The sequence below is a fragment of the Rhodocaloribacter sp. genome (genome assembly GCF_056451265.1).
In genome coordinates this window covers 39,234-62,275 of sequence record NZ_JBWOPL010000070.1, presented here as the reverse complement: position 1 = coordinate 62,275, position 23,042 = coordinate 39,234, and the positions used below count along the sequence as shown (strand labels likewise).

Annotated in this window: 17 protein-coding genes; 14 read left to right on the top strand and 3 right to left on the bottom strand. The window is 65.4% G+C overall.

Annotated features, from left to right (window positions below; all coding sequences use genetic code 11):
* Positions 1 to 173 precede the first annotated feature (173 nt).
* From AC1HIY_RS12560 to AC1HIY_RS12525, 8 genes are all read left to right on the top strand, one after another.
* Positions 174 to 773, top strand: coding sequence for a TetR/AcrR family transcriptional regulator (locus AC1HIY_RS12560; protein ID WP_479577089.1), 600 nt, complete (start codon positions 174 to 176; stop codon positions 771 to 773).
* Complete coding sequence (locus tag AC1HIY_RS12555) at positions 770 to 2,023, top strand: TolC family protein (protein WP_479577088.1); 1,254 nt, start codon at positions 770 to 772, stop codon at positions 2,021 to 2,023. Before AC1HIY_RS12560 ends, AC1HIY_RS12555 begins: the two co-directional genes overlap by 4 nt.
* Positions 2,020 to 2,961, top strand: a complete 942-nt coding sequence (locus tag AC1HIY_RS12550; RefSeq protein ID WP_479577087.1) for an HlyD family secretion protein — start codon at positions 2,020 to 2,022, stop codon at positions 2,959 to 2,961. The genes AC1HIY_RS12555 and AC1HIY_RS12550 overlap by 4 nt, the downstream gene beginning before the upstream one ends.
* A gap of 26 nt (positions 2,962 to 2,987) precedes the next feature.
* Entirely contained in the window at positions 2,988 to 3,923 is a 936-nt protein-coding gene (locus AC1HIY_RS12545; protein WP_479577086.1) for an ABC transporter ATP-binding protein, read from the top strand.
* Entirely contained in the window at positions 3,910 to 4,674 is a 765-nt protein-coding gene (locus AC1HIY_RS12540; protein ID WP_479577085.1) for an ABC transporter ATP-binding protein, read from the top strand. Before AC1HIY_RS12545 ends, AC1HIY_RS12540 begins: the two co-directional genes overlap by 14 nt.
* A complete protein-coding gene (locus AC1HIY_RS12535; RefSeq protein ID WP_479577084.1) occupies positions 4,671 to 5,777 on the top strand; it encodes an ABC transporter permease in 1,107 nt (368 codons plus the stop codon). Before AC1HIY_RS12540 ends, AC1HIY_RS12535 begins: the two co-directional genes overlap by 4 nt.
* 29 nt (positions 5,778 to 5,806) lie before the next feature.
* The gene (locus tag AC1HIY_RS12530; protein WP_479577083.1) at positions 5,807 to 6,931 is read left to right on the top strand and encodes an ABC transporter permease; all 1,125 of its coding nucleotides are present in this window, start codon (positions 5,807 to 5,809) and stop codon (positions 6,929 to 6,931) included.
* A gap of 103 nt (positions 6,932 to 7,034) precedes the next feature.
* On the top strand, positions 7,035 to 8,720 hold the full coding sequence (locus AC1HIY_RS12525) for a DUF2357 domain-containing protein (RefSeq protein ID WP_479577082.1): 1,686 nt from the start codon (positions 7,035 to 7,037) through the stop codon (positions 8,718 to 8,720).
* A 6-nt stretch (positions 8,721 to 8,726) separates the two neighbouring features.
* Here AC1HIY_RS12525 and AC1HIY_RS12520 read toward each other — a convergent pair whose 3' ends face one another.
* Together AC1HIY_RS12520 and AC1HIY_RS12515 are read right to left on the bottom strand one after the other, a co-directional pair.
* Positions 8,727 to 9,662 (bottom strand): glycerophosphodiester phosphodiesterase family protein, encoded by a 936-nt coding sequence (locus AC1HIY_RS12520; RefSeq protein ID WP_479577081.1) that lies wholly within the window; start codon positions 9,660 to 9,662, stop codon positions 8,727 to 8,729.
* Positions 9,663 to 9,789: 127 nt separating this feature from the next.
* Positions 9,790 to 11,013: an FG-GAP repeat protein gene (locus AC1HIY_RS12515; protein WP_479577080.1), complete on the bottom strand. Its 1,224-nt coding sequence runs from the start codon at positions 11,011 to 11,013 to the stop codon at positions 9,790 to 9,792.
* Positions 11,014 to 11,358: 345 nt separating this feature from the next.
* Here AC1HIY_RS12515 and AC1HIY_RS12510 point away from each other — a divergent pair, with 345 nt between their 5' ends.
* Together AC1HIY_RS12510 and AC1HIY_RS12505 are read left to right on the top strand one after the other, a co-directional pair.
* On the top strand, positions 11,359 to 15,267 hold the full coding sequence (locus tag AC1HIY_RS12510) for a S8 family serine peptidase (RefSeq protein WP_479577079.1): 3,909 nt from the start codon (positions 11,359 to 11,361) through the stop codon (positions 15,265 to 15,267).
* 720 nt (positions 15,268 to 15,987) lie between these two features.
* Positions 15,988 to 17,052, top strand: coding sequence for a type I restriction endonuclease (locus AC1HIY_RS12505; RefSeq protein WP_479577078.1), 1,065 nt, complete (start codon positions 15,988 to 15,990; stop codon positions 17,050 to 17,052).
* Positions 17,053 to 17,097: 45 nt separating this feature from the next.
* On the opposite strand, the gene AC1HIY_RS12500 is transcribed toward AC1HIY_RS12505, so the two are convergent.
* Positions 17,098 to 19,137, bottom strand: a complete 2,040-nt coding sequence (locus AC1HIY_RS12500) for an ABC-F family ATP-binding cassette domain-containing protein (RefSeq protein WP_479577077.1) — start codon at positions 19,135 to 19,137, stop codon at positions 17,098 to 17,100.
* 512 nt (positions 19,138 to 19,649) lie between these two features.
* On the opposite strand from AC1HIY_RS12500, the gene AC1HIY_RS12495 reads away from it, so the two are divergent.
* The 4 genes from AC1HIY_RS12495 to AC1HIY_RS12480 all read left to right on the top strand — a co-directional run bounded on the left by AC1HIY_RS12495 (position 19,650) and on the right by AC1HIY_RS12480 (position 22,840).
* The gene (locus AC1HIY_RS12495; RefSeq protein WP_479577076.1) at positions 19,650 to 21,647 is read left to right on the top strand and encodes a S9 family peptidase; all 1,998 of its coding nucleotides are present in this window, start codon (positions 19,650 to 19,652) and stop codon (positions 21,645 to 21,647) included.
* A 207-nt stretch (positions 21,648 to 21,854) separates the two neighbouring features.
* Positions 21,855 to 22,034 (top strand): transposase, encoded by a 180-nt coding sequence (locus AC1HIY_RS12490; RefSeq protein WP_479577075.1) that lies wholly within the window; start codon positions 21,855 to 21,857, stop codon positions 22,032 to 22,034.
* A gap of 265 nt (positions 22,035 to 22,299) precedes the next feature.
* Positions 22,300 to 22,530, top strand: coding sequence for an addiction module antitoxin (locus AC1HIY_RS12485; RefSeq protein ID WP_479577074.1), 231 nt, complete (start codon positions 22,300 to 22,302; stop codon positions 22,528 to 22,530).
* The gene (locus AC1HIY_RS12480) at positions 22,517 to 22,840 is read left to right on the top strand and encodes a type II toxin-antitoxin system PemK/MazF family toxin (protein ID WP_479577073.1); all 324 of its coding nucleotides are present in this window, start codon (positions 22,517 to 22,519) and stop codon (positions 22,838 to 22,840) included. Before AC1HIY_RS12485 ends, AC1HIY_RS12480 begins: the two co-directional genes overlap by 14 nt.
* The last annotated feature ends 202 nt before the right edge of the window (positions 22,841 to 23,042 follow it).

Sequence of the window (23,042 nt, the reverse complement as noted above, 5' to 3'; positions counted from 1 at the left end):
ACAGGCGACGATGACGGGAAAGGCAGCGCCCTTTCCGGGGCCTGTCGTCAGAGGTCGCCCCTCAGAGGTTCGTTCCGGATTCATTTGGTCGGGAAAAAGTCAATCAGATGATTGAATCAAACGGTTGGTTCGCTTAACTTGGATGCGAAAAATGGGGCATATGCTACCGGACGATGGCACAGGAAACCGAGAAGAAGATCTTCGAAGCGGCGAAAGCGATCTTTCACGAGCGCGGTTTTCACGGCGCGCGGATGCAGGAGATCGCGCGGCGGGCGGGCATCAACCAGTCGATGCTGCACTATTATTTCCGCAGCAAGGAAAAGCTCTTCGAGGCGGTGTTTCAGGCGACGGCCAGGGAAGTGCTCTCCCCGGTCCTCGACGTGCTCAGGGCGGATCTGCCGTTGTTCGAGAAAATTGATCGGTTCATCGAGGTCTACCTCGATCAGGTGTTTGCCAATCCGGACGCGCCGGCGTTCATCCTGGAAGAGTTGAACCACCATCCGGATCATCTGCGGCGATTCGGGGAAACGTTTGCGAAGGGCGCCTTTGCAAAGCTTTCGGGGGAAGTGCGGGAGGCGGTGGTGCGCGGAGAGATCCGGCCCATCATGCCGGAGCATCTGTTCGCCAATCTGGTGGCGCTCTGCCTGTTTCCCTTCATCGCCCGCCCCATTTTGCAGACGGTGACCGGCCTCGACGATGACGCCTATCTTGACTTTTTGCAACAGCGCAAGCGGGAAGTGCGCCGCTTCATTCACCATGCTTTGAAGCCATGACCTTTTTACTCGTCCTGATGCTTTTCACGACGCCCTCCGATACGTTGCGGCTCGACGTGTGCTACCGGGAGGCGGAAGCGCATCATCCGTTGCAGGCGGAAGCGCCGCTTCGCGCGTCCATCGCCGAGCTGAAGGTGCGGAACCTCAACGCGCGATTTCTGCCGGGGGTCTCGCTCAGGGGGCAGGCCACGTATCAGTCGAGCGTGCCGGAGTTTCCTCTGAGCGCGCCGGGCTTCACGCTGCCGACGATCAGCAAGGATCAGTACCGCGTCTCGTTCAACGTGGAGCAGTTGATCTATGACGGCGGCCTGACGGCGAGGCAGCGGGCGCTCGAATACGCGCAGCGGGATCTGGCGCAGCAGTCGGTGGCCGTGGAGGTGTACAAACTGCGGGATCAGGTGAACGCGGCGTTTTTCGGCGTGCTGGTGCAGCAGGCGCGCGCGGCTTCGCTGGCGGTGCTGGAAGAAGATCTGCGCGCGCGGCTCCGTCGGGTGGAGGCGCAGGTGGCCTCGGGCGTCGGGATGCGCGCGAACGTGGACGTGCTGACGGTCGAGTTGCTCAAGGTGGCGCAGCAGCAGGCGGAGGTGGACGCGCAGCGCCGGTCCGCGCTGGCCGTGCTCGGCACGCTGCTCGGACGTCCGCTGCCGGAGGACACGGTGCTGGAGCCGCCGTCGGTGAGGGTCGAGGGCGCGCGCCCGGAGGCACACCGACGGCCCGAGTACGGGGCGTTCGAGCTGAACCGGACCCTGCTGGTCGAGCAGGAGCGCCTGGCGGAGCGGCAGACCCGCCCGCGCGTCTCCGGCTTCGCCGAAGCCGCCTACGGACGTCCGCCCGGCCTCGACATCTTCGAGAACACCTTCCAGCCGTTCTATTCGTTCGGCGTGCGGGTGCAGTGGAACTTCTGGGACTGGCACATGAGCCGTCGCGACCGGGAGGCGCTGGCCTTGCAGCGGCAGGTCGTCAACGCGCAGGAAGCGGCCTTCACGCAACAGATCGACGTGGCGGCCGAGCAGATGCGGCACGACCTCGAGCGGCTGGAGGAACTGCTCGAACGGGACGACGAGATCATCACGCTTCGGGCGCGCATCACGGCGCAGGCCGCCAGCCAACTCGAAAACGGCGTCATCACCGCCACCGACTACCTCATCGAACGCAACGCCGAACATCAGGCGCGGCTTACCCGAAGGCTGCACCGGTTGCAGCTCATCCAGGCCCGCGTCCGGTATCTGACCACGATAGGAGCATCATGAACAGACCTCACTTTTTGCCCGGCCGCCTGCCGGTGAACCTCCTTCTCCCGGCGTTTCTCATGTGCACGGGACTCCTTGCGGGTTGCCGGAACGACGAAGCCACGTCCGACGCCTACGGCAACTTCGAGGCGACGGAGACCCTCATCTCCTCCGAGGCGACGGGTCGGCTGCTCGCCTTCGACGTCGAGGAGGGGCAGCGGCTCGAGGCCGGCGCGGTCGTCGGCCTCGTCGATACGACGCAGCTTGCGCTTCAGCGCGCGCAGCTTCGCGCCGGCCGCGAGGCGGTGCGGACGAAGCGGCAGGGCGTGCGCGCTCAAATCGCCGTGATCGAAGCGCAGAAAAAGGTCGCGCTCACCGAGAAGGCGCGTCTCGAGAAGCTGCTCAAGAGCGAGGCCGCGCCCCGCAAACAGTGGGACGACATCCTCGGGCAGATCGACGTGCTCGACCGCCAGATCCAGTCCGTGCGTACGCAGACGGCCACCATCGAGGCCGAACTTGCGGCGCTCGACGCGCAGATCGACCAGGTGGAGGACCGCCTCGCGCGGAGCCGCATCGTCAACCCCGTGGCGGGCACGGTGCTCGTCACCTTCGCCGAGCCGCACGAGATGACGGCGGCCGGCAAGCCGCTGTACAAAATCGCCGACCTCGACGCGATGGACCTCCGGGCATACGTCAGCGGGGCGCAGTTGCCGCATCTGCGCCTCGGGCAGCGCGTGACCGTGCTCATCGACGAGAACCGGACGGAGAACCGCGCGCTCGAAGGCGAGGTCACGTGGATCGCCTCCGAGGCCGAGTTCACGCCGAAGCTGATCCAGACGAAAGAGGAACGCGTCAACCTCGTCTATGCCTTCAAGGTGCGCGTGCCCAACCCGGACGGCGTGCTCAAGATCGGCATGCCGGGCGAGGTCCGCTTCGCCGCCGAGTCGTCCACCCCCTGATTCCTCCGCCCGAACCTGTGGTCGCCATGGATGCCGTCGTCGTCAGGGATATCGTGAAAAACTTCGGAGCGGTGCGGGCCGTCGACGGGGTCTCCTTTTCCGTCAGGGAAGGCGAGCTTTTCGGCTTCATCGGTCCCGACGGCGCGGGGAAGACGACCCTCTTCCGCATACTCGTGACGTTGCTGCTGCCCGACGCCGGGGAGGCGTTCGTCGATGGGCTGCACGTGGTGAACGACTACCGCAGGCTCCGGCCCCGGCTCGGCTACATGCCGGGGCGCTTCTCCCTCTATCCCGACCTCAGCGTGGAGGAGAACCTGAAATTTTTCGCCTCCGTTTTCGGGACGACCGTTGAAGAGAACTACGACCTCGTGAAGGGCATTTACGCGCCGCTCGAACCCTTCCGGGACCGGGCCGCCGGCAAGCTCTCGGGCGGGATGAAACAGAAGCTGGCCCTCTCGTGCGCGCTCATCCATCGTCCCCGCGTGCTCTTCCTCGACGAGCCCACCACGGGCGTCGACGCGGTGTCTCGGCAGGAGTTCTGGGAGATGCTCGGGCGGCTGAAGGCTTCCGGCATCACCATCGTCGTCTCCACGCCATACATGGACGAGGCGCGGCTGTGCGACCGGGTGGCGCTCATGCAGGGAGGGCGGCTGCTCAGCGTAGACACCCCCGCACGCATCGAGGCGACGTACGATCGACCGCTCTTCGCCGTGCGCGGTTCCGACCGCTACCGGCTCCTGAAGGCGCTCCGGGCTTATCCGCACGCCTTTTCCGTGTATGCCTTCGGCGACTCCATCCACTACACCGACGCCCGGGAAACCGCCGACCCGGACGAACTGCGGCAATACCTTCGGGGCAGGGGCTTCGAAGACGCCGAGGTGGAGCCGATCCGGGCGGGCATCGAAGACGTATTCATGGCGCTGATGCAGGCGCAGGAGGAGGCGCACGATGGCCATCATTGAAGTGAACCGGCTCACCCGCGCCTTCGGAGACTTCATCGCGGTGAAGGAGGTCACCTTCTCCGTCGAGCGCGGAGAGATCTTTGGCTTCCTCGGGGCCAACGGCGCGGGCAAGACGACGTGCATCCGTATGCTCATCGGCCTGCTCGCACCCACCTCCGGCGAGGCGCGCGTCGCCGGCTTCGACGTGTACACACAGCCGGAGCAGATCAAGCGGAACATCGGCTACATGAGCCAGCGCTTCTCCCTCTATGAGGACCTGACCGTGCGCGAGAACATCCGATTTTACGGCGGCATCTACGGCCTCTCGAACCGCGCCATCAAGGAGAAGACGGCGGAGCTCCTCGAAGAACTCGGCCTGACCGGCGTCCGCGACGAGCGCATCCGCGCGCTCCCGCTCGGGTGGCGGCAGAAGCTGGCCTTCTCCGTAGCCATCCTCCACGAACCCGAGATCGTCTTTCTCGACGAGCCCACCGGCGGCGTCGACCCGATCACACGGCGGCAGTTCTGGGACCTCATCTATGAGGCCGCCGCCGGGGGCGTGACGGTGTTCGTCACCACGCATTACATGGACGAAGCCGAATATTGCGACCGCGTGAGCATCATGGTCGACGGGCGGATCGAGGCGATGGGGCCGCCGGGCGAGTTGAAACGGAAATTCGGCGTGGACACGATGAACGAGGTCTTTCTCCGACTGGCGCGGGGCGGGGCGGAGACGGCCGGGGAAACAGCGGCGCAGGGAGGGGGCGGATGAACGCATTCAGGGGGTTCGTGCTCAAAGAGTTCTATCACATCCTCCGCGACCGGCGGACGCTCGTGATCCTCTTCGGTATGCCGGTGATTCAACTCGTGCTCTTCGGCTTTGCCATCCGGAACGAAGTCAACGACGTGCGTGTGCTGCTCGTCGATCCCTCGGGCGACTACGTGACGCAGGCCATCAAGAGCGAAGTGCTCGCGTCGCCGTACTTCGAGGGGGTGGGGCATCAGACGCGCGAGATCGGGATCGAACGGACCTTTCAGAAGGGGCGGGCCAAAGAGGCGATTATCTTCGAACCGGACTTCGCGCATCGCCTCGCCCACGACGGCGTGGCCCGGGTGCAGGTGCTCACCGATGCCTCCGATCCGAACATGGCGAACACCACGCTCGCCTATACGACGTCCATCCTTCAGGATTATCAACGGCGGCTCGCCACCGGTCCGGCGGGCGGTGTGCGCATCGTGCCGGAGGTGCGGATGCGGTACAACCCCGAGCTCAAGAGCGTCTTTCTGTTCGTGCCCGGCCTGATCGCGCTCATCCTCATGCTCGTGTGCGCGCTCATGACGTCCATCACCATCACGCGCGAGAAAGAGACCGGGACGATGGAGGTGCTCCTCGTTTCGCCCCTGAAGCCGGCGCAGATCATCGTCGGCAAGGTGATCCCGTATCTGGTCATCTCGCTCGCTATCGTCAGCGTCATCCTGACGCTCGCGCGCACGGTGTTTCAGGTGCCGATGCGCGGCAGCCTCACGTTGCTGATGCTCGAATGTCTGCTCTTCATCGGGTGCGCGCTTTCGCTCGGCATCCTCATCTCCACGCGCAGCCGCACGCAACAGACGGCGATGATGGTCTCGCTCTCGGGCCTGCTCCTGCCCACGGTCATCCTCTCCGGCTTCATCTTCCCCGTCTCGAGCATGCCCCTCCCGCTTCAGATGGTCAGCCACATCGTCCCGGCGAAGTGGTTCCTCATCATCGTGCGGGGGCTCATGATCAAGGGCGTGGGCTTTGGCGACATCTGGCAGGAAACCCTGGTTCTCGCCGGGATGACCCTGTTCTTCCTTGCCGTCAGCGTCAAAAATTTCAATGACCGCCTCGCCTGAGGGCGCCGCAGCCATCCTACGGATCCGTTATGCGCACCATCCTGTTCCTCTTGCAGAAAGAGTTCTTGCAGATCTTCCGGAACCGGGCGATGCTGCCGATCATCTTCGTGCTTCCGATCATTCAACTGCTCGTGCTCTCCTTCGCGGCCACGTTCGAGGTGAAAGAGACGCCGGTGAGCCTGATCGACGAGGACGGGAGCACGACCTCGCATCGCCTCGTCGAGCATTTCACGGCGTCGGGGTACTTCACCATCCGCCATCGGACGTTCTCGACGGCCGATGCCGACGCGGCCATGCAGCGCGGCGACGTACGGATGATCCTTCACATCCCGGCAGACTTCGAGCGGGACCTTCGGCAGACGGGCACGGCTCCCGTGCAGATCATCCTCGACGCACAGGACGGCGCGGCGGCGGGCGTCGTGCAAGCCTATGCCGTGCGCATCCTCTCCTCGTACAATCGGGACCTCCAGATCGATTTCGGGACGCCGCCCCCGGACCCGTTCGCGCAGCCGATCCTCGAGGTGGTGTTCTCCCACTGGTACAACCCGGACCTCAACTATCAATTTTACATGGTCCCGGGCATCCTCGTGCTTCTCGTGACGATGATCGGCACGTTCCTCTCGTCGATGAACGTGGTGCGGGAGAAGGAGATCGGCACCATCGAACAACTCAACGTGACGCCGATCCGGAAGCGGGACTTCATCATCGGAAAGCTCCTGCCTTTCTGGCTCCTCTCGTTCGTCGAGTTGGCGGCCGGGCTGGTGGTGGCGAAAGTCGTCTTTCACGTGCCGATGCTCGGCAACCTGTGGCTCATCTTCGGGCTCACCGGGGTGTACATGGTGGGCATGCTCGGCCTCGGACTGTGGATCTCGACGATCACGGAGACGCAACAGCAGGCCATGTTCATCGCGTGGTTCATCATGGTCGTCTTTATCCTGATGAGCGGGCTTTTCACGCCGATCGAGAGCATGCCGGGGTGGGCGCAGAAGCTGACGCTCCTCAATCCCATCGCCTATTTTATCGAGATCATGCGCCGGGTGCTCCTCAAGGGAGCGGGCTTCTGGGACGTGCAGACGCAGTTCTGGGCGCTCGTCGCGTTCGCCGTCGTCCTCGTCACGCTTGCCGTGCGGCAGTATCACAAGGTGAGCGCGTAGCGTGCTGGTGCGCGGGAACGTCCCACGGGGACAATGACTCACGGGGATGCCGTGCGTCCGTTCGGGTGCACTCGAACCGCAACGTTCGAACCTTCAGACGCTCATGACCCTTTTCACGATAGAGACCGGGGCGGTGCGGCTGGTGTGGAGCCGGGCGCGGGCGAAGCGTCCGGTGACCCCGCCGGTGGGGGAGGCGTCCGGGCCGGAGGTGCGCGCCCTGCAGCCGGGCGTGGCGCCGAGGGTGGAGACGCGGGCGGAGGCGCGTCTCTTCGAGCAGACCGACTATATGCTTCTCGTGCGAAGCCGGAAGGGGGCGCGTGTGGCCGTGCGCCATCGAGATCCGGCGCTCGTGCGTGGACTGCATGCCTCCGAGGACGGGCGCATCGTGCACGGAGCGGTCAACTTCGGGGGACAGGTGGGGGAGAGCCGCTTCGTCGTCGAGGTGGACGGCGTGCCGCACGTCGCCTTCACCGTCGAGGTGTTTCCTTCGAAGCTCGACTACCGCCGCGACTATGAGGCGATCCGGGCCGACGTGGAGGAGATCGCCGAGGGGCTGGCGTTCGAGTACCTGCGGGCGACGGTTCGCCCGGCGCACCCCGCGGCGCGGCGGCGTCCGGAGGCCGCCGCATGGGCGACGCTCCTTCGCCACGTTCTCGGCGACCTCGAGCAGGCGCTCGACTACGTGGCGCGGCATCCCCGGTGGGGGCTGGCCCGGGTCGCCGAGCCTGTGCGCGTCGAGCGCATCCGCCGTTCGGACACCGCCGTGCGCCGGGCCGTGCGCAAAGGCGGCGGGCACGGCGATTTTCAGACGATACGTGGCGGCCTTCCGGTGCGGCGGCGGCTCCCGGCGCGCCGGGCCGTCTATACGCGCGACACGCCCGAGCACCGGTGGTTCGCGGCGCAGCTCCGGCAGGTCCGGGCGCGCCTGGCCCGCCTCTCGGCCGAAGAGCGCCGGCGTCGTCCGGGCCTTCGCCATGCACAGGCGCTCCGGGAGCTCGACGACATGGGCCGGCGCGTGGCGCGCCTGGCCGCCCTCGAGCCGTGGCGCGACCTCGAAGCGGAAACGCCCGCGCCGCCCACGCTCCGCCTCCTGACCGCGCCCGGCTATCGCGAGGCCTATCAGGCCTGTCTGCTCCTGCGCCGGGGACTCACGCTCGAAGGCGGCCCGCTCGCGCTCAGCCTGAAAGACCTGCACCTTCTCTACGAATACTGGTGCTTTCTCACGCTCGTCCGGCTTGCGGCGGAGGTGACGGGTGCGGGTCTGCCCGCCGCACAGCTTCTCACCGTCGAGCGGCACGGGCTGCGGTTGCGGCTCCGGCGCGGGCAGGCGCAGACCGTCGCGTTCCCGCTCGCGGGCGGGCGCCGGCTCGCGATCACGTACAACCCGCGTTTCGGCGGCAAGGGCTACCTCGTGCCCCAGCAACCCGACCTCGTGCTCACCCTCGGGGGCCCCGGCGCCTCGCGCACCCGGTACGTCCTCGACGCCAAGTACCGCCTCGACGCCTCGCCCGCCTACGTCCGTCGCTTCGGCGTCCCCGGCCCGCCCTCCGACGCGCTCAACGCGCTCCACCGCTACCGCGACGCCATCCTCGACCGGGACCGGCAGGGGCGCACCGTCGTGCAGGCGGTGGCGCTCTATCCGTACCGCGAGCCGGAGCCGGGCGCGTATGCGGCCAGCCGCCACGGGCGGGCCCTCGAAGAGGTCGGCGTCGGCGCAATCCCGCTCTTGCCCGGCGCGACGACGCACCTCGAAGCATGGCTGCGCGGCGTCCTCACAGGCAATGGCTGAGCGTCCTCACTGCGTGGGCAGCATCGCATAGCGCTCCACCGCCCGGGCCGCCAGCGGCACGTTGTCCGTGGCGATGACGTCGACGCCCCGATCGAGAAGCGCCCGGTAGACGACCGGCCCGGCGTGCGCGGCGCGCCCGTCGATCTCGCCGAACGTGCCGAGCATGGCGCGGATGCCGTGCGCGTGCAGCCCTGCGATCACCTCGGGATGCACCGCTCCGACGCCCGTGAACGCGATGATCCGAGAACGATCGACGCCGCTCGCGAGGAGCGCTTCGAGGTCGGCAGGCGTCTCGACGGTGGCGGAGAGCATCATCTCGGGCGCGAGGCGATGATACGTGAGGAGCCGGTCCAACGTATAGGCAATGAGCACGACCCGGTTCTCGGCGCGCATCCGGCGGATGGCGGCCACGAGGTCGCGGGGCGGGACGTCGTCTTTGGCGTCGAGCGTGAGGACGGCGCGGCCCTCGGCCCAGGCGAGCGCCTCGGCGAGCGTGGGGATGCGGAACGGCGTCGTGACGCCCCGGTCGTCGACGAGGAGCAGGCGGCGGAGTTCGTCGAGCGTGTGGTCGCGGACGGGGCCCGAGCCGGTGGAGGTGCGGTCGAGCGTCTCGTCATGCATGAGCACGAAGACGCCGTCGCGGCTGCTGCGCACGTCGCATTCGATGAGGGCGGGAGCATACCGGAGCGTGTGCTCGAACGTGGCGAGGGCGTTCTCCGGATAACCGGACATCGGCCCGCCCCGATGGGCGCTCACGAGCGGCCCGGCGTCGGAGCCTGCGCGGAGATAGGCCGAGAGCGCCTCGGCGTCGGCGAAGCTGCGGTAGTGCTCGGAGCTTCGCGTATAGGCGGGCACGTCGCGCCGCGCCGCGTCGAGGGCGGAGCCGCATCCGGCCCCGAACAACAAGAGGAGCAGGAAAGACCACCAGCGGAACGTAAGCATGGGTCGGCTGCGTGTCGGGTGGAGTCAGGAAAAAGAGAAGGGGGCGGAAGATGGGCGCCCCGCAAGGTACCAAAGCTGGAGAGAACCTTTCAAGCTTTCCCGCGCGCGCCCCGTCTTTCACACGAAATCAGTGGATGCGCACCACGTAGGCGGCGCCCGGCTCCTGCTCCGAAGCCTGACCGATGAGCGCGTACGGATCGCCGAGGTCGATGGACGAGCCGAAGGCCACGTGACCCACGTCGATGATGTGCGATTGCTCCCACGCCTCCGTTTCCGGCTCGTACCGGAAGACGTACACCACGCGGTCGATGTTGAATTCGAAGCTGAGCTGTTCGTCATAGCCGACGACGAGCGCGCGGTCGCCGTGGATGGCCACGTCCGTGCCGAAGCCGCCGTCGTCATACGGCTGTGCGGGGAAGAGCGTCGCTTCGGGCTCCCAGCGTCCTTCGGGGTTGCGGCGGAAGATCGAGGCTTTGCCGGAAGCCTTGCGCCCGCCTTTGCTCTCGCCCACGATGACGCGGTTCTCGTGGATGTCCACGGAGATGAAGAAATCCTCGATGTCCCCGAAGCGGGCGACTTCCTTCCATGCGCCGGAGCTCGCGCCGCGTTCGAAGATGTAGACCGAGCCGGGCTTTTCGGCGAAATAGGTCGAGGCCGAGACGACGGCCCGGTCGCCGTCGAGCGCGCCGTCCGTGCCGAAGATGCCGTAGCGTGTGCCGCCGCTCCCGGTCAGGCGCGCCTTCTGTCGCCATCGTCCGTCGGGTTCACGCTCGAAGATGTAGGCCGCGCCGCCGTATCGGCCGCCGGAGGGGTCGCCCGCGGCGGTGATGAGCGCCCGGTCGCCGTCGAGCGAGACGGTGGCGGCGAAGGCGCCTTCCTCCTCGGTGTTTCGGGTCGTGAGCTTGGCCGTCTCGCGCCATGCGCCCGTATCCGGATCGCGTTCGAAGACGTAGGCTGCGTTCGAAAGCGCCGTGCTGAAAAAGGGCCGGTACGCCGTGACGATGGCATGGTCGCCGCTCAGGGCGACGGCGCGTCCGAAGAAATGCCCCTCCTTGCAGTCGGACGGCGTGAGCTTCGCCTGCTCCACCCACTCGCGGGTCTCCGGGTCGAGCTCGAAGAGGTACGCCGCTCCCGAATTCACGCCGCACACGTTTTCGGCGCTCGCGCCCACCAGCGCCCGCGTTCCGTCGATCGATACGGAGACGCCGAAGAAGTTGCCGGCGGTGGTGTCGGGTTGGGGAAGCTTGAAGATCTGGGCGTGGGCGGACCATGCGCCGGCGCCGAGGAGCGTGCCGAGGAGCGCGCCGAGGAGCGCGCGGGTCGAAAGGATGGTCCGGTTGCTCTTGGCCATGAGGTTCTGAAAGCGAAAAATTTGGGACAGGGCGTTCTATGAGGACGGGCGGGGTTTGGTCCTCGGAGCGGGGCGCAGGTTACGAAGGCAAAGCGTATGCCGTCCTTCTTCGGTCGCCCTTTCGACGGTTTCGGCTTCCGTCGCGCGCGGGGCTGTATGAAATAAGGGACGGCGCGGCGGGACGCAAGCCCTCCCGTTCCGCCGCGTGCGTTCCTGCCCGGAAAGGGGCCGGAAATAGGATTGCGCCGGACCGGAAGGCCTCGTAACGTGCGAGAATCAGGGGAAACGGAAGGACGTCGGAGCAGGCGTTCCGGCTTCTCGTTCCCCGCCTTTCCCGCCGCGCCCATGCCTTCTCTCCTGCGTGCGAAGATAGCCTCCCGTATCCCGGCCTTCGTCCGATTCGGCCTCCTCGCGGGATGCGTGTGCGTCTGCGCAGGCGGCGCGTTCGGGCAGACCGTGGTGACGGCGAAGGATGCGACGGGCAACCCCGTGCGGTCGGTCGTTCCGAAGGGCGTCATGGCGGCGCAATGGCGCCGCGGCGACCGCGTGGCGGCGGAGTATACGCTCGACATGAACGAGGTCGTCGGCGTGATCGTGCAGTTCGAAAGCCCGCCGCTGAGTCTCATCGAGGACGGTGCGGGCAAGGCGAATGCCCGCGCGGCGCTCGCGGCGGAGCACGACCGGTTCCGCGCCGACGTGGCGGCTCTCGAAGCCGGCGGTGCGGCCAAGGCCGGCGGCGCGCTCGCTCCGGCGCGCACCGTGTTTCGCTTCGAGTACCTCACCGCCCTCGACGGCATCGCCCTGACGACGCGGCGGTGGGTCGTCGAGCGCATCCGCCGGCTGCCGTACGTTCGCCGTGTCCATCCCGACGTCGCCGTGCGCGCCACGGACGCGCCGAGCAACGCCCTCATCGGAGCCGACCGCGTGCACGCCGAGCTCGACGTCAGCGGCCGGGGCGTCGTCATCGCCGTCATCGACACCGGCGTCAACTACGAACACCCGGACCTCGGCGGCGGCTTCGGGCCCGGCTTCAAGGTCTTCGGCGGGTACGACTTCGTCCACGACGACGACGACCCGATGGACGACCACTGGCACGGGACGCACGTGGCGGGCATCGCCGCGGGCGACGGCGAGAGGGTCAGGGGCGTCGCGCCCGGGGCCCGGATCATGGCCTTCAAGGTGCTCGACGAGAACGGAGGCGGCATGATCTCGACGGTCATCGCCGCCGTCGAGCGGGCGATGGACCCCGACGGCGATCCCGGCACCGACGACGCCGTGGACGTGATCAACCTCAGCCTCGGCGGCCCGGGCAACCCCGACGACGCCGCCTCGCAGGCCCTCGACAATGCCGTGGCGGCGGGCATCGTATGCGCCGTGGCGGCAGGCAACGGCGGTGATTATCAGACCATCAACTCGCCCGGCACGGCGCGCCGCGCCCTCACCGTCGGCGCTTCCGACGAGACGGACCACGTGGCGTCCTTCAGCTCGCGCGGACCCAGCGCGGTCACGCTCGGCATCAAACCCGAAGTGACGGCGCCGGGCGTGCAGGTCGAGGCGCCCTGGATCGGCGGCGGGTACACCCGGCGCAGCGGCACCTCCATGGCGACGCCGCAGGTGGCCGGCGCGGCGGCCCTCCTGCTCGAAGCGCATCCCGAATGGACCCCGGACGACGTCCGGGAAGCGCTCATGAACACCGCCGTGCCGCTCGGCGAGAACGTGTGGGCCGAAGGCGCGGGACGGATCGACGTGCGCGCCGCCGTCGAACGCTTTGCCGGAGTGCGCGAGCCGGCCCTCGAGTTCGGCACGGTCGACGCCTCCTCGCCGGTGTGGAGGCGCGCCGACACGCTGTGGGTGCGCAACCCCGGCGCGGAGGCGCGGCTCTTCTCGGCGGTGGTCGAAGGGCCGGAGGCGCCGGGTGTGTCGGTCTCCGTCAGCCCGGGCGTGCTCACGGTGGCGCCGGGGGCGGAGCAGCCGTTCGTCGTCACCGCCGAGGTGGACAACGCGACGGCGGGCTTCAGCGGCCTGCCGCCGCCGCTGACCGGGCGCGTGCGCTTCTCCTCCTCCGCCGGGTCGGTCGCCGTCCCCTTCGCCGTCCTCAAGGCGCATCAACTCCGGCTTTCTTTCGACGAAGCGCCGCTCCTGCTCGCCGTGCTCGGCGCCGGCTCGGCGACGTTCCTCACACCCGGCCCGGAAGATGCGTTCCTCCTCCCCGAAGGCACGTACGACCTGATGGCGCTCTATCAGGACTTCGGCGATGCCGCCGGAACTCCGGCGCGCCGCACCGTCGTGGTGCGCGAGGGCGTCTCCGTCTTCGGAGCGACCCCCGTGCACCTGTCCGCGACGGAAGCCGTCCACACCCTCGCTTTCCGCCCCCTCGGAGACGCCGGTCACCCCCTCACCCCCACCTTCGACTATGAGCTGTGGAGCCGGGACGACGGCTTCTCGCTTCTGCTCGTCACCGATCCCCTCTATGACGAAATGCGCACGACGACGCTCTCCGGGGCCTACGAGTATCAGCGCGTCGTCTATGTCTACGGCGATCCCTCCGGCGACTACATCATCCCGTTTCGCTTCAAAGGCGTCTCGGGTTCGCAGGTCCTCGAAAACGACCCCGCCGCCTTCCGGCGCATCGATTACACGTATGCCGTGGACGAGACCACGACGTCGCTCGCCTTCATCGACGTGCAGGATTTGTCGAGCGGCGGCGAGCTCTCCTTCTTCGATCCGGAGGCGCCCCATCAGAAGCTTGCCCCGCCTTTCGAACGCACCGTCTTCCTTGCCCCGAAGCCGTCGGAGACGTTCGCCTTCCCCGCCGTTTTTCAGGAGGTCTATGACCTCTCCACGACGCCGGAACCGGACCGGCTGACGAAAGCCAACCTGGTGTACACCACCGCCGCGCTCGAAGCGACGGAGGACGGAATGAACGTTTATCGGAGCTTCGGAGGCGCGCCCGACGCGCAGTGGACGAGCTCCGTGATCCCTCTGCATATCGGTTCCGGGCCGCCGTTCTGGTCGGGGGAAATGCTGGAGTTCGTGCGGGACCGCATCTATTTCGCCCGTCCGCCCTTTTTCTTCCATCCGGGCTTCGAGGCGCGGAGCGCGCCGGCTTCGTATCAGCTTTTCTTCGGAGATGAACTGCCGCTCGTGGTGGCGGAGGGCCGCGTCGTCAACAACCGCTTCGCCTCGGTGGGGAAGACCCTCCATTTCACGCCGGGGCCGCACGTGTTGGTGTGGACGTTCGAGGGCTATCGCGTGGACGGGCTGCCGGGGGTCGCCACGGCCCGGCTCGTCTTCGACTCCAACCTTCAGTTCCGCGAGCCGTCGAACCTTCAGCGGTTCGAGATCACGACGAACGGGGAGGTGCGGGACGTGCTCGAGCCCGGCGCGGACAACCGCATCGTCTTCGCCGCGCAGTTCGACGACGTGACGGCGGAGGCGGCGCACCGGAAGGTGGGCGCTTCGGCATGGGAGACGCTCCCCGTGACGACGCTCGCGCCGGGACTCTTCGAAGCGACGCTCCCGACGACGATGGCGGGGGGCTATCACGAAGTGCGCCTCGTGCTCGAAGCGCCCGAGGGCGGGCGGCTCGAATACATGGTCGACCCCGCGTTCCGGTGGGGCGCGAAGAACGCCGCCGCCAACGCCGCGCCCACGCCGCCGCGCCTCGCCGCGCCCGCCGACGGCGCCGAGATCGACCCCGTGGCGCTCGGCCCGGCGCTCCGCTTCGTGTGGAACGCCGCCGCCGACCCGGACGCCGAGGACGTGCTCCGGTATACGTTTTCGCTCGCCGGCCCCGGCCTCGACACCACGCGCACCGTCCGCGCCGACACCGTGCTCGTGCTCGACCTCCGCGACCGTCTTCTCCCCGGCGCGACGTACACGTGGTCCGTGCGCGTCTCCGACGGCGTGGCCTCGGTGGAGAACGAGCGGGCCTTCGTCTTCCACACCCCCGCCCTCGTCACCGCCACGGACTCCGGCGGCGACCTGCCGACGACGTACGAACTCCGCCAAAATTATCCCAACCCGTTCAACCCCGTCACCACCATCCCCTTTGCCTTGCCCGAGGCGGCGGCGGTGGAACTGACCGTCTTCGATGTGATGGGCCGCCGTGTGGCGACGCTCGTCTCGGAACGGCTGCCCGCCGGGGAACACACCGCCGTATGGAACGCCGGGCCGCAGGCGAGCGGCGTATACGTGTACCGCCTCCGCGCCGGCTCCTTCACCGAGACCCGACGCATGGTGGTGATGAAATAGCCGCCGCACATGCGAAAACATCCACATAAGACGCACGCCTGAGTTAAATCATGCGTGCCATGTCTGTTGGGAAAAATACTTTGTGGTTTGATGAGGGCAAGAGGGGCATGCCTCCGAATCATCGATAGGCATTTCGTCTCTGCAATTTGCTTCAAAAAACAAGTTGTCTCCGACCCCGATCGGAGATCTGTTTTTGAGCATTGTTCGGGAGGTCCACTTTCGTGGGAATGACTTGATGAGGGCGCATGAGAGAACGCACAAAGATCCCGTGTCGGGATCGTGTGAGTCTTCAGGAATCGGCGATAGGAGTCCTCTGAAGGGCTTCACGTCATGAGGCTTATTCCGAAAACGTGCAAGTTGTCATGCGCCCCTTTGTGGGCTTCCTTCAAGTCCTTTGATCTACTTGCTTTTGTGATCTGACGCTGCTTTTTTGCATAAAGGGAGGAATTATTATCATCGATGAGCGCGTGGTAGTCTTTGATGTATTATTTTGACGGTAGGATCGTCGGGGCGCACGATTATTCGAAGGCATTTCTGCTTCCGCGAGGCGAGCGGAGTAAAGGTGTCGATGCCTTTTCGGACGAATCATTCATGTCCCATAAATCGGCAAACATCTGATGGCCGGGTTCGATGGGGGAACCAAACGGTGGCCCCCTTAAGGTTTCGGAGGAGCATTGCCCTGGAGGAAGCCGTCATTCATTTAAAACTATGAGGGGTATTATGGATTTCATCGACGAGATCGCTGCGTTGAGTTCGCGAGCGCGAAAAATGCGGGATCACATCCAAACGGAAGAGGCGACCAAGAATGCCTTCATCTTGCCTTTCATAAGCGCTCTGGGGTATAACATTTTCGATCCTACCGAAGTCGTTCCGGAGTTTACGGCCGATGTGGGAATCAAAAAAGGCGAAAAAGTGGACTATGCCATCATGATGGAAGGAAAGCCCATTATCCTGTTCGAATGCAAATACGTCGGCGTCAACCTGGACGAGGTGCATGCTTCCCAACTATTCAGATACTTTACGGTCACCCCCGCACGGATCGGGGTGCTTACGAATGGCATCTTCTATCGCTTTTATTCAGATCTGGAAGAACCCAATAAAATGGACGCCCGGCCTTTTCTCGAGTTCGACGTGCTCAACACTGGAGACGGCGTGGTGCCCGAACTCAAGAAGCTCACGAAATCCACTTTTAACCTTGAAGAATTGCTCTCGGCGGCCAACGAGATGAAATATACCAAGGCCCTGAAGCAATACCTTGCTCATCAATGGAGTGCTCCATCGGATGACTTTGTGAAGTTTTTCACCAAGCAGGTCTACAGCGGCCCTTTTAAACAGTCGGTGCGAGAGCAATTCACCGACATCGTAAAGCGTGCGCTGAGTCAGTTTATCAACGATCGGGTCAACGATCGTCTCAAATCGGCATTACGGGCTGAGGAACAGACGGAATTCACGGACGAGGTTGCCGCTGACCGGCGCGAAAAAAAACCGGAAAACGGGATAATAACGACAGAGGAAGAAATGGAGGGGTTCCGGATCGTGCGGGCCATTCTGCGAGAGGTGGTGGATGTTTCCCGTGTGGCTCCCCGGGACGTAAAGTCTTACTTCGGGATCCTGCTCGATGACAACAACCGGAAGCCGATTTGTCGCCTGCATTTCAATACGTCTCAGAAGTACCTCGGCCTCATTGGCGAAAACAAGAAAGAAGAACGGGTGTCGATTGATTCCCTGGATGAAATTTACACGTTCGCCGATCGGCTCAAGGCGACTATTGGGTACTACGAATAAAGTGAGCAGGTGGTTGGCCCTCACGTTTACCGTGGCCGCCCCGGTTCACCCCGAGACCTCTTCGCGGGCGGCCATCTCCCCGGCGATGGCTTCCCACGTTCGGTACAGTGCGGCGAGCGTCTCTTCGACGGCGGCGAGCGCCTCGGTCGTCGCCTGCACGCGGGCGGGGTCTGCGTACAGCGACGGGTCGGCGACGGCGGCTTCGAGTCGGGCTTTCTCCTCCTCCTTTTCGAAGATGGCGGTCTCCGTCTCGTCGTGCACCTTTTTCAGTTGAAACGCATTGAGGAGGCTGAAGTCGGTCTGTCCGGCGCGGCGGCTCTCCTCGTACCGGCGGCGGCGCTCCTCGGCTTCGCGGCGCTTCTGCTCCTTCGACTTCGGCCCGCGCGCCGTCTCGGAGGCGGCTTTGGGCCGCCCGTTCGTCGCACGGGCCTCGGCCTTCGCCGTGGCAAGGCGGCCGGCCGTCCCATGCTCGATCTGCCACCGGTATTCCGTAAAATTGCCGAGGTACGGCCGCACCGTCCCCTCCTCCACGCGCCACACCTTGTTGATGATCTGATCGAGGAAGTGGCGGTCGTGACTGACGACGACGAACGTGCCGGAATACTGCCGGAGCGCTTCGATGAGCACGTTGATCGACTGGATGTCGAGGTGGTTCGTCGGTTCGTCGAGGATGAGGAAGTTGGCCGGGAGGAGGAGCGTTCGGGCCAGGGCGACGCGGCTTTTTTCGCCGCCGGAGAGCACGTGGACGGGTTTGAACACATCGTCGCCCCGGAAGAGGAAGGCGCCGAGGAGGGAGCGGAGTTCGGTGTCGCTGTGGCCGCGCGCCTTCTCGCGGAGGGCCTCGAGGACGGTGTGGGCCGGGTTGAGTTCGTCGGCCTGATGCTGGGCGAAGAAGGTGAGGTCCACATGATGCCCGAGCGTGCGCGTGCCCTCGAACGGCTCGACGCCGTGGAGGATGCGCGCGAGCGTGGACTTGCCCGCGCCGTTCTTCCCGATGAGAGCGATCTTGTCGCCGCGCTCGATGTGGAGCGGCCCGGCGCGATCGAAGACGCGGATCTCGCCGTCGGGCGAGGGGTAGGTTTTCGAGAACGTCGAGAGTTCGAGCACCACGCGGCCCGAGCGACGGGGTTCGGGGAAGCGGATCGAGATGGCGGCCTCGTCGGAGGGCGGCGGGGCGAGCCGCTCCATCTTCTCAAGCATCTTGACGCGGCTCTGCACCTGGCGCGCCTTCGAGGCTTTGTATCGGAAGCGCGCGATGAATCGCTCCGTCTCGGCGATCTGTTTTTGCTGATTGAGATAGGCCGCCCGCTGGATCTCCCGCCTTTTTTCGCGCTCCCGGAGGTAAAAGGCGTAGTTGCCCGCGTATTCCGTGATCTTCCCGTTCGATAGCTCGGCGATGGTGGTCACCATGCGGTCGAGGAAGTACCGGTCGTGCGAGACGATGACGACCGTGCCGGGGTAGCTTTTGAGGTAGCCTTCGAGCCAGTCGATGCTGTCGATGTCGAGGTGGTTCGTCGGCTCGTCGAGGAGGAGGACGTCGGGGCGGCGGAGGAGGAGGCGGGCGAGGGCCACGCGCATGCGCCATCCGCCGGAGAAGGTGGCGAGGGGGCGGTGGAGGTCCTCGGCCTCGAAGCCGAGACCGCCGAGGACGGCCTCCGTGCGGGGGCGGATGAGATGGGCTTCCCGCGTGACGAGTTCGGCGTGGACGCGGTCGAAGGCGTGGAGGAGCCGGTTGTACGGCTCGCTCTCGTGGTCGGTCTCGACCTCCATGGCGTGGGTGAGGCGCTCTTCTTCGCGCTGAAGGGCGAGCGTCTCTTCGAAGGCCTCCATGGCTTCTTCGAGCACCGAGCGTCCGGAGACGCTCTCCTGCACGTCCTGCGCGAGGTAGCCGAGGCTCGTGTCGCCCGCCATGATCGTGCCCTCGTCGGGCGTCTGCCGTCCGGCGATGACGCGGAGCAGGGTGGACTTGCCCGCGCCGTTTGGCCCGATGAGTCCGATGCGCCGGTCGAGCCGGATCGTCCACGTCAGGCGGTCGAGCACCGGCTGGCCGCCGAAAGCAAGCGAGATGTTGTGAAGCTGGATCAAGGAATTCGGGGTGGGGAGAAAAAAGCATCAGGTCAGGCGCTCTGAAAAGCCGAAGCCCCCCTTCGGGTTTCGAGAGGGGGCCTCGGCAACGGGTGTTCTCTCCGTCGAACCCTTTCCGACGCGTCATCAGCATGATCCTTTAATCGAGCGTGAGCGCCCCGCGCCGAATGATGTCGCCCCGGTTGATCGGACGGATGCCCCCCATCGTAGAAGTCGTCGTCGGGAGCCTGCTCGTGATGCGATGACAAGATCACCTTTGGAACCTTGCCATGCCCGGCTTACGTTGAAGCCGTGGTCGATTCCGTGGCTCCTGTCGACCCCGCACAGATCGCCTTTTCAGACTGGAGACGGCCCTTACCACGCTTTCCGGTTTTGATGAAACGGCTCGAAGCCCTGGAGCAAAGCGTCTCGGCTCTCAAAGAAGAAAGCCGGCGCCCCGGGGCGAGCGTCCGCGCCTCGAAGGCGACCTTCCTCCGGCCCTCCCTCCTGCGTTGGTTCTAAACGAATTCCCCATGCGACGACTTCTTCTGGGCTTCCTTGTCCTCACGCTTTCGAGCCCCGCGCTCGCACAAAATGCCCCGCGTGCCCTCGAAATCGACGATTACTTCCGGATCAAGAACGTGGCCGACCCGCAGGTCAGCCCCGACGGGCAGTGGGTGGCCTACCTCGTCACCGAAACGAAGCTCGACGACGATGCGCGCGAGACGAGCCTGTGGATGATCCCGGCGACGGGCGGCGAGGCGCTTCGGATGACCGCCGAAGGGTACTCGGCGAGCCGTCCCCGGTGGAGCCCCGACGGACGGTACCTCTCCTTCATGGCCTCGAAAGGGGAGAAGGCGAAGACGCAGGTATGGGCCTTCGACCGGCGCGGCGGCGACGCGCAGCCGCTGACCTCGGTCAAACAGGGGGTGAGCGGTTATGAATGGTCGCCCGACGGCGCGCGCCTCCTCCTCTCGATCCGCGATCCCAAACCCGACGACGACAAGCCCCGCCCCCGGGTCATCGACCGGCTTCAGTTCAAGCGCGACTACGTGGGCTACCTCGACGACCGCCACACGCACCTCTACCTCGCCACGCCCGGCGACTCCACGCTGACGCAGATCACCTCCGGGCCGTACGACGAGAGCCAGGCCGTGTGGAGCCCCGACGGCAAACGCATCGCCTTCGTGAGCAACCGCACCGACAACCCCGACGGCAACGACAACACGGACCTCTGGATCGTCGCCGCCGACAACACGGACCAGGGACAGACGCTCCTTCAGGTGACGACGAACCCCGGCGCGGATACCTCCCCTGCCTGGAGCCCGGACGGGCGGACGCTCGCCTACGTCACCGTCACCGAGCCGGACAAGATCTGGTATGCTACGAACCACCTCGCCGTCGTCCCGGCGGCGGGCGGCGAGGCGCGCGTGCTCACCACGAAGCTCGACCGGAACGTGAGCGCCCCGCGCTTCGCCGCCGACGGCCGCTCGATCTTTTTCCTCCTCGAAGACAGCGCCGAGCGCCACCTTGCCCGCATCGGTGCGGATGGGCAGGGCCTGAGCCGCCCCGTGGCCGGACACCGCAGCGTGCGTGACTACGATCTGGCGCCCGACGGCGCGCCGGTGGTGCTCGTCAGTGAGCCGCACCTGCCGGGCGAACTCTTCGCGTCCGAAGACGACGGCCTCCGCCGCCTCACCACCGTCAACGACGACCTCCTGGCGGGCCTGCGCCTGGCCGAGGTGCGAAACATCCACTTTCCGAGCCGGGACGGAACGGAGATCGAAGGCTTCCTTTTCCTCCCGCCCGGCTATGATCCCGCGCTCCGGTATCCGACGCTCCTCCGCATCCACGGCGGCCCCGTCTCGCAGTACGACTTCCGCTTCAACTTCGAGGCGCAACTCTTCGCCGCCAACGGCTACGTGGTGGTGACGACGAACCCGCGCGGCTCCTCCGGCTACGGGCAGGCGTTCTCCTATGCGATCTGGGCCGACTGGGGGAACAAGGACTTCGAGGACGTGATGGCCGGCGTCGACTACGCCGTCGCCGAAGGTTATTCCGACCCGGAGCGGCTGGGCGTGGGCGGATGGTCGTACGGCGGCATCCTGACGAACTACGTGATCACGAAGACGGACCGTTTCAAGGCCGCGGTCTCCGGCGCGAGCGAGGTGCTCTACCGGGCGAACTACGGGCACGATCACTATCAATATTACTGGGAGAAAGAGCTCGGGCTGCCCTGGCGGAACGCCGAAGCCTGGGAGCGCATCTCGCCCTTCAACGACGTGGAGAAGATCGTCACCCCGACGCTCCTCATGGGCGGGGAGAAGGACTGGAACGTGCCGATCCTCAACTCGGAGCAGCTCTATCAGGCCCTGAAACGACTGGGCCGGACCACGGAACTGGTGGTCTATCCGGGCGAGCACCACGGCATCCGCAAGCCGTCCTTCCAGAAGGACCGTTTCGAGCGGTATCTGGCGTGGTACGGTCGGTACGTGAAAGGCGTCGCGCCGGAAACGGCCGGCGCCGAGTGATGAGGGTGCGGGATTTCCGTACGAACGGGGTGTTGGATAGCATCAATATCCGACATGTTCGATAGTCAACCCGTGGCATGAGCATGATGTCCATAGGGGCTTGTTTTTGAAACACATGCTTTGCAATTCACGCACGGGTATTGTATGGTAGGGGGTAGAGGTATTGGATAACGACTGGCGATCATCGGCGACGCGGAGCGTTGTCCGTTGTATCGCCGTTTCATCAATGCCGTCCTCCGGATCGCTCGCACCGGCGCGCCCTGGCCTGACCTTCCCGAACGCTTCGGAAAGTATAATTCCGTTTCCCAACGCTTTAACCGATGGGCAAAAAGGACCTCTGGCAGCAGATCTTTGAACAGTTGCAAGAACCCGACTTGGAGTGCTTGATGATCGACTTGACTGCCATTCGCGCGCATCAGCACGCAGCCGGTCAAAAAAAGCACCGCCGAAGACGAGGCTTGCCGAAGGCAGGTCTTTAGAGGAGCGAACGCCGTTGAGATCCGGTTGTCCGTGATTCGGCAGATCAGGGCGCTTCACTGAAACGAATCGCAGCTCTTCGCCGCCCTCAGGCAGGTCGTTGAGCTTTCTAAGGAACGCCTCAACCGGCGGTACGTATAGAACACGTGTTAAATACGTGCGATGAAGGTGTGATATGCAGAAGAAGCTCACGATCACGATAGACGAGCAGGTTTACGAAGGCCTCTACCGAGTCGTTGGCTCCGGACGAATCAGCCGGTTTATCGAGAGACTGGTCCGCCCCCATGTGCTTCCACACGAACTCGAGGATGCCTACGCTCAGATGGCGCAAGACCATGAGCGCGAGGCAGAGGCGCTGGATTGGTCGGAAGCGTTGATCCCGGATGCGGACGATGAAACGCGGTGAAATCTGGTGGGTCACCTTCGATCCGTCGGTTGGCGGAGAGATCCGGAAGAAGCGCCCGGCAATCATCGTAAGCAATGACGCGGCAAACAAGTTTTTGAACCGCGTTCAGGTTGTGCCACTGACGTCGAAAACGGGACGGCTCTATCCAAGCGAGGCGTATGTGACGGTCGGTAGTCGGATGAGTAAAGCAATGGCGGATCAACTCACGACGGCGAGCAAACGGCGTCTTCTGAACAAGATAGGGGAGGTCACGGCTTCAGAAATGGAAGCGGTGGAGCGAGCCATTCGTACCCAACTCGATCTGAAATAGCCGTAGCTGAGGCCTGACGATGCGTTCCATTGGACGCCACGCCGGGCCTAAAAAGCGAAACGCCTGCCTCGACAGCGGTACAGGCGTTTCAGGAAGGCGGTGCGGGGGACCTTCCGTCACTTCAGCACCGTCATCCGACGGGTGGCGGTGAAGCGGCCTGCCCGGATGCGGTACAGGTACACCCCCGCGTTCAGGCCCGAGG

What these genes read in the sequence shown, in the direction of transcription:
- AC1HIY_RS12535 (WP_479577084.1), top strand. Translation starts at nt 4,671, where the DNA reads ATGAACGCATTCAGGGGGTTCGTGCTCAAAGAGTTCTATCACATCCTC.
- AC1HIY_RS12505 (WP_479577078.1), top strand. Translation starts at nt 15,988, where the DNA reads ATGGATTTCATCGACGAGATCGCTGCGTTGAGTTCGCGAGCGCGAAAA.
- AC1HIY_RS12515 (WP_479577080.1), bottom strand. Translation starts at nt 11,013, where the DNA reads ATGGCCAAGAGCAACCGGACCATCCTTTCGACCCGCGCGCTCCTCGGC.
- AC1HIY_RS12555 (WP_479577088.1), top strand. Translation starts at nt 770, where the DNA reads ATGACCTTTTTACTCGTCCTGATGCTTTTCACGACGCCCTCCGATACG.
- AC1HIY_RS12530 (WP_479577083.1), top strand. Translation starts at nt 5,807, where the DNA reads ATGCGCACCATCCTGTTCCTCTTGCAGAAAGAGTTCTTGCAGATCTTC.
- AC1HIY_RS12485 (WP_479577074.1), top strand. Translation starts at nt 22,300, where the DNA reads ATGCAGAAGAAGCTCACGATCACGATAGACGAGCAGGTTTACGAAGGC.
- AC1HIY_RS12560 (WP_479577089.1), top strand. Translation starts at nt 174, where the DNA reads ATGGCACAGGAAACCGAGAAGAAGATCTTCGAAGCGGCGAAAGCGATC.
- AC1HIY_RS12520 (WP_479577081.1), bottom strand. Translation starts at nt 9,662, where the DNA reads ATGCTTACGTTCCGCTGGTGGTCTTTCCTGCTCCTCTTGTTGTTCGGG.
- AC1HIY_RS12480 (WP_479577073.1), top strand. Translation starts at nt 22,517, where the DNA reads ATGAAACGCGGTGAAATCTGGTGGGTCACCTTCGATCCGTCGGTTGGC.
- AC1HIY_RS12545 (WP_479577086.1), top strand. Translation starts at nt 2,988, where the DNA reads ATGGATGCCGTCGTCGTCAGGGATATCGTGAAAAACTTCGGAGCGGTG.
- AC1HIY_RS12525 (WP_479577082.1), top strand. Translation starts at nt 7,035, where the DNA reads ATGACCCTTTTCACGATAGAGACCGGGGCGGTGCGGCTGGTGTGGAGC.
- AC1HIY_RS12495 (WP_479577076.1), top strand. Translation starts at nt 19,650, where the DNA reads ATGCGACGACTTCTTCTGGGCTTCCTTGTCCTCACGCTTTCGAGCCCC.
- AC1HIY_RS12550 (WP_479577087.1), top strand. Translation starts at nt 2,020, where the DNA reads ATGAACAGACCTCACTTTTTGCCCGGCCGCCTGCCGGTGAACCTCCTT.
- AC1HIY_RS12510 (WP_479577079.1), top strand. Translation starts at nt 11,359, where the DNA reads ATGCCTTCTCTCCTGCGTGCGAAGATAGCCTCCCGTATCCCGGCCTTC.
- AC1HIY_RS12540 (WP_479577085.1), top strand. Translation starts at nt 3,910, where the DNA reads ATGGCCATCATTGAAGTGAACCGGCTCACCCGCGCCTTCGGAGACTTC.